The sequence below is a fragment of the Hydrocoleum sp. CS-953 genome, assembly GCF_002260545.1.
GTDB lineage: Bacteria > Cyanobacteriota > Cyanobacteriia > Cyanobacteriales > Microcoleaceae > Trichodesmium.
Window position 1 is genome coordinate 1 of record NZ_LGSU01001045.1, and the last position, 6282, is coordinate 6282.

The window sequence follows — 6282 nt, forward strand, 5'->3', positions numbered from 1 at the left end:
AATTAAAGGTAAGCATTTCCTGCGGAATGTTGTGCACTAATGTCGCCCAGGAAAATAGCTATTAGCAGTCAGCTCTCAGCTTTTTAATGAATAATGAATGAAGCAAGTTTTCTTTAACTTCTACTATATTTTTAACCAGAGTATTAAAGTACAAAAACGACTAACTTATAGCGGTTTTAACTCATGTTGACTACAAAAATTCTTCCTTCTTGCTTCTTCCTTCTTGCTTCTTCCTTCTTCTTTCTTCCTTATTCCTTATTCCTTTCTTCTTTCTTCCTTATTCCTTTCAACCAAAATCTCTGTACTCTATATTAATGAAAACTGCTATAAGTTGTGAAATCATAATACTAAATCCAGTTTAGCTAGACCACAAATGAGTCAACTAAAATCTATATAAATCAAGCTTTTCTGAACTAAGATATGTGGTCTATAGTAATCAGATTTGGTATTATACCAATTACCATGCATTAATGCTATACTTCGACTCTACTTCAACACCTCAATAGTTACCAAGATTCAAAGTCTGTTTTTGACAATTATTAGTTGGTTAGCATAGATTATTACTACTTTTCCTCGCCCCCCACCTCCTACGCTTCCCACACTTCCCCACCCAATAAGATATAGGAATATTTTTGATAAATGGTATTACTTCTGACTTGCGCATAGCGCTATAGAGGAACTGTGCATCATCATAAGGCCATTTTCCTAGGCATCATATTTGCGTATCATTCCGCAGAAAAACCCCTGTAAATTCGCAGCACGAACTAAATTTGAGAGGAGCGAGAACGTCTTAATAGTAATAGTAATAGTAATAGTAATGATGACTGCTATTTTTGAGTTGTATAAGCAAAACAAATGTTTTTGAAGGGATAAATTTAAAATTACCATGTTAAGCAAATTATGAATAAATGTAAAAACAGGGGTTTATTGACACTATTCTCAATTATTTTACGAGTTTACTTAATTTAGAGCTTATGATATGATTTTTATAGTCACAGGCTTGGTGTAATTAATTTATTCAAAAACCCTGTCAACTATATTGAATTCGTAGAATATTAAGTAGTTTTAAATTTAATCTCTGGATAGAAAAAACAAATTTTCCCAAGACAACTTAACAATAGAAGCCCAAAAATTTGACAAAAACGTATATTTGTGCGTGTATAATTTTGGTTAATAAAATTCCAAGAATATAGATTTAGATTGGATCGGCTTATATTGTTTCGGTATTACTATTACCACTTATGGTATTACAGAATATAGCAGTCAAAGCAAAGATTAGGAAATTTCTCAATAGGAAAACTCACTCAGAGATTGCTTTTAACTTTTGCATGAGCGACTTTTAACTTACCGAAAAATTAAGGTATAAAGCCTCTCCATTCATGGAGAAAAAGTGGTCGTTTAGCTAGCGCACAACTAACAATCGGAATGCTTTTGATATCGCGCAGCGTTTCGCTTTCCTAAGGAATGCTAACGCAAACGCGACATGAAAAACGAAGTTTAGCGTTCCGCAAAACGCAAACGCACTTCGGCTTTCGCCGACATGTTTGTGGAGCATTCCGTCAGGAAATGCGGAGCATGACCTAGGATTGGATGGATAAATTACCTACCCATATCCAATCGACCAAGAGAAGAAAAAAATTCCTTTTAACCCAATCCTTCTATGACAAAAGAGGTAATTATTAATTGTTAATTGTTAATTGTTAATTGTTAATTATTAATTAATGAGGTACAGTTGTTTTTCTTATTTTCTACTCCCCATCCCCCCATCTTCCCTACTCCCTACTCCCTAAAACAAAGGAATTTTGTACCTCAAGAGTGTGGGAATTGCTCTACTTTCTTCCATATAAATTTCACCAGAAAGAAGAGAAGATTTTAGGTCAAAAAAATTAATTCACCTTTCTCCTTCTTCTTTCTTTTGTAAGCATTCAGGTAGCTCCCCTTTAGCTTTTCCTGCGGAATCTTAGGTAAACAATTTTTCCTTGGTAATAATCCTGCAGTAAGTAATTAATGAAAAATATTAGCAAAGAATGATTTGAGAGTAACCTTGAATTGTTCCTCAATCTTTCAACTCTAATTCTTCCTTAAAAAAGAATAAGTTAATAGCTAACCCTTGAATGCTTACCTTCGAGTTAACCCCCATTTTCCTGCAAAATATCCTTAATTGTTTCATGTTCTACAGGAGGAGCAGAAGGGAAAGGATGACGAGTATCAGTAATTAACCAATCAAGGGCAGCAGCTTGCACATCAATAGATGCTCCTGTCTTATCCACACAATAACGGCCAAAAACCAACTTATCAACTAAACGAACCCCTGGACCCAAACGGGAATATTCAAAAATAACACTACTATCAACAGTCGCACCACTACAAATCCAGCAATTAGGACCAATCATAGTAGGTCCAACAATTTTGGCACCATCCTCAATCCTGGTCATACCACCAATATAAACAGGTCCCTCAATATCTACCTTATCCCAGTTAACTGCCACATTTAAGCCAGTATAAATTCCTGGAGATACCTCTTTACCAGGAATAGAAACATTTTTAACTTGCCCCTGAAGTACATCTCTAATTGCTCGCCAGTAGTCCGGCACCTTACCAATATCGACCCATTCAAAATCCATTGCCACACCATAAAACGGTGCCCCTATCTCTACCAACTTGGGAAATAACTGACTACCAATATCAAATTCAACACCAGACGGAATATAATCAAGCACTTCTGGCTCAAAAATATAAATACCAGTATTAATATCGGTACTAAGAGCTTCTTCAACTTTTGGCTTCTCCTGAAAAGATTGAATTCGCCCTGTTTCATCTGTCACTACAACACCGTAACTAGAAACCTGTTCGCGAGGAATAGATTTCATAATTACAGTAGCCATAGATCCTTTTTCTTTATGCCATTTGAGTGCTGCAGTCAAATCCAAATCTATCAAAGCATCACCACAAAGGACGATAAAAGTATCATCAAAGTAAGGATAAAAATCTTGAATTCGCTTCATACCACCAGCAGAACCTAGTGCCTCCCCAATCAAGTTTCCATCCTCAATTCGTCCTTCAAAAGAATAAGCAATATCTACCCCAAACTTTTGACCATCACGAAAATAGTCCTCTATTTCCTTTGCTAAATGGCTAACGTTGACCATAATTTGCTCAACACCATGTAGACGAAGTAACTCTACCAAAAATTCCATTACTGGTTTTTGCAGAATAGGAATCATTGGTTTAGGAATGCGATAAGTAATTGGACGAACACGAGTTCCCTTACCTGCGGCCAGAATCATGGCTTTCATTTTGGTTTCCTCCACCTTAAAAATGCCAAAAATACTAAAATACTTATTATCTCTGTTCTCAACTCACAATACAAACTCCGTTAAAACCTCACTTCAACAGGCAGAAAAGCAGAATGATAATTTTTCACTTTCCTGATGGAAAGGTAGATCGCTCAATTTTTATCTACCAATATTTGTTGATATTCTAGGTAAACAGGGTTATTGCTGGACATATCTTTCCAGTTCATATTCATAGATACTGGATCATAAGATTTTTCTGAGATATTTCTAATTATCAGTTTGGTGATCTTAAGTTTAATGAATTAGAATCTTCACGAAAGAAGTAATTCCAGGTTTTTACCAATGGATAATTGATAATTAATCAATTCGGCTTTATTGCCTCTCCTAATAATTGATAATTGATAATTGCGGACAGCTTTGCGCTAGCAAAACGGAGTTGTGCGAAGGAAAACGCAATTCAAGTCGCTCCGCGTTTTTCTTCGGAATGCGCCGCTTTCCATGTCGGCGACAGCCGAAAACAAAAATAATGATCCATTATCGATTGTTCATTATCAATTGTTAAAGAGGTAATTATCCATTATCAATTAATGAACCAATAATACACATATCAGTGCAATAACTTACTACATTGATATTGACAAACCAAAAGATTCTTATTATTGCTAAGAAAGAATTAGTTAGGGCATAGACTGATGATAAATCTTAGAAAACGGAAATGTTTTTTCAACTGTTCCCTGTTCCCTGCTATATATAAAAAACTTTTGAGGTTTTGATATGNATCCATTATCAATTAATGAACCAATAATACACATATCAGTGCAATAACTTACTACATTGATATTGACAAACCAAAAGATTCTTATTATTGCTAAGAAAGAATTAGTTAGGGCATAGACTGATGATAAATCTTAGAAAACGGAAATGTTTTTTCAACTGTTCCCTGTTCCCTGCTATATATAAAAAACTTTTGAGGTTTTGATATGCTTGTGAATTTCCCTAGTAATAACTTAAGTTCGACCAAGCAAGACGGTAAATTAATTTTTGCCACTATGTACCGAAGTATTATAGAAATTGCAAAAGACTATTATACTATTCTATTTTTCAAGGGATTAAATTTTCTCCTGTAAAACTTTTTGTTCCTGAGAGCTTGATGAAAGAGTACGGATTTTGATTTCTTGATAAAATTGTTCTTGGGATAACTCAACTTTAGATTGAGCAGAAAGCAGGAGTAATGCCCAAAATGCACCTACTCGATCAGAGTTTACTGGGACATTAGTATGTTGATTTTGCTTTTCTGTTTCAGCTTTAGACTCTAATGCTGAAGACCACAATTCTAAAAGATGCTCAAATTCTAACCAACCTTCACTGGTATCTGGTAATTTTTCTAGAAGAAACTGTTCTAGGTCAGTAGCTGTTTCTACTAAATTTTCCTGGTGAGCTAATTCTGCAATTACTTTTGCCGCTTGTGCTCTTGCTTTGGAGCTGGTTTTGCGAATACGAGGACGTGCTTTTCTATCTTCTATAGCAGATCCAATCAGTTGCAGTTGCTCAATTAATTCTTGAAGGGTGACTCGACGTTTACGGGGGGAGGGAGCTACAGCACGACGACGTAATTGTTGCTCTAGTTTTAGTGGTATCTTTGGTGTTTCAAAATTTTCTGCTTCTGGAATTTGTACTATTTCACATATCTCTGAATTATTTTCAGATGATTCTGAATTAGCCAGATGATCGGCTTTTAGCCAGACTAATATAGATGCGTACAAAAATGCTTGACCTGACTGAGATAAATTGGCAAAATCGTCACTTGCAGAAATATTTGATTCAGGAGTAAGTTTACTTAAGTAGCGATCGATTACTTCAATTACTTGGACATCCCAAGGATTAATTTCTCCTTTTTCTGCTAGGTTTGTTAATAGGGCTATTCCTTCTGAAAGGGTTTCTGAAACTTGGGGAACTCCAATTGTCATAGCCGTAGTTTTTTTTCTCTACTTTACTGTACTTTTAAATATCAATAATGATCGGACTATCCTTGAAATTTGTTAATCTGGAATCTCACACTTTCTGATAAGTGTGAGATTATTGAGAGTGAAAAATTTAAAGATAGTAAAGGTTAGCTTTCAGCTATTAGCATTCAGCATTCAGCTTTTCCTGTGGAATGCTATGCAAACAGCTTTTGAATGTAATAACTTACTAAGGTTAGCTGATAACCTTTTTCTTCAAAAGCAAAACTTTTAATTCTCCTTGAAGACTAATTCCTTATTCCAAAATAATTAGTTAATAACTCAGAGCTGATAGCTGATAGCTGATACCTGAATGCTTAGAGTAAAGGTTAGTATGATTCAAATACAAGTACCCAATGAAATAAAAAGTCATAATTGAACTAATTATACTTTTATTTAGAAGCTTCTAATTCAGTAGATTTTTCTAGCTCAGACAAAGTTTCTGATGCTGGCAAACTAGCTCTTTGTTTTAATTCCTCTTCATAGCGTTCTACATCTTCTTGTAATTCTTGAATGCGTTTATTTCTGGTACGAATTTCTCGCATTTGTCCTAAGCTTCCTATGGTATTTTGCACTCTTGACCATAAGTTGAATAGCCATGCTAGAACTGCTCCTAATCCTGTGGCAATTACAAGCTCTACAGATAATGGAGCTTCTAACTCGATACCTTCAATAAGTTTGATAGTTGTTAGTTGGGTATTTTGTAAGCTGAATATAACTAACGCTAAACAAACTATGAAAATCAGCAAAAAGTTTATAGGTTTCATTGTTTTTGTTTCAACTTATGCTTGAATGGTCAATATCTTAAGTTTATACCTTTGATGTATAAACTGGCAATATATTTTTTCATGGTAAGTCCTATATTAAATTAACTAACTATCTAATACCAAAATTGGGAGTAGGGAGTAGGTAATAGGGAATAGAATTATTAGAGATAATATATTTTCGCTTAATCTCTAGAATAATTACAAACATTAGTTATCCAC

General features: G+C 34.7%; 3 protein-coding genes. All 3 read right to left on the reverse strand.

Annotated features, from left to right (window positions below):
- Positions 1–2129: 2129 nt before the first annotated feature.
- The 3 genes from AFK68_RS15325 to AFK68_RS15335 all read right to left on the reverse strand — a co-directional run bounded on the left by AFK68_RS15325 (position 2130) and on the right by AFK68_RS15335 (position 6063).
- Complete coding sequence (locus tag AFK68_RS15325; protein ID WP_094673541.1) at positions 2130–3296, reverse strand: sugar phosphate nucleotidyltransferase; 1167 nt, start codon at positions 3294–3296, stop codon at positions 2130–2132.
- Positions 3297–4405: 1109 nt separating this feature from the next.
- The gene (locus AFK68_RS15330; protein ID WP_094673542.1) at positions 4406–5263 is read right to left on the reverse strand and encodes a segregation/condensation protein A; all 858 of its coding nucleotides are present in this window, start codon (positions 5261–5263) and stop codon (positions 4406–4408) included.
- A 425-nt stretch (positions 5264–5688) separates the two neighbouring features.
- Positions 5689–6063 (reverse strand): lipopolysaccharide assembly LapA domain-containing protein, encoded by a 375-nt coding sequence (locus AFK68_RS15335; protein WP_094673543.1) that lies wholly within the window; start codon positions 6061–6063, stop codon positions 5689–5691.
- Positions 6064–6282 lie beyond the last annotated feature (219 nt).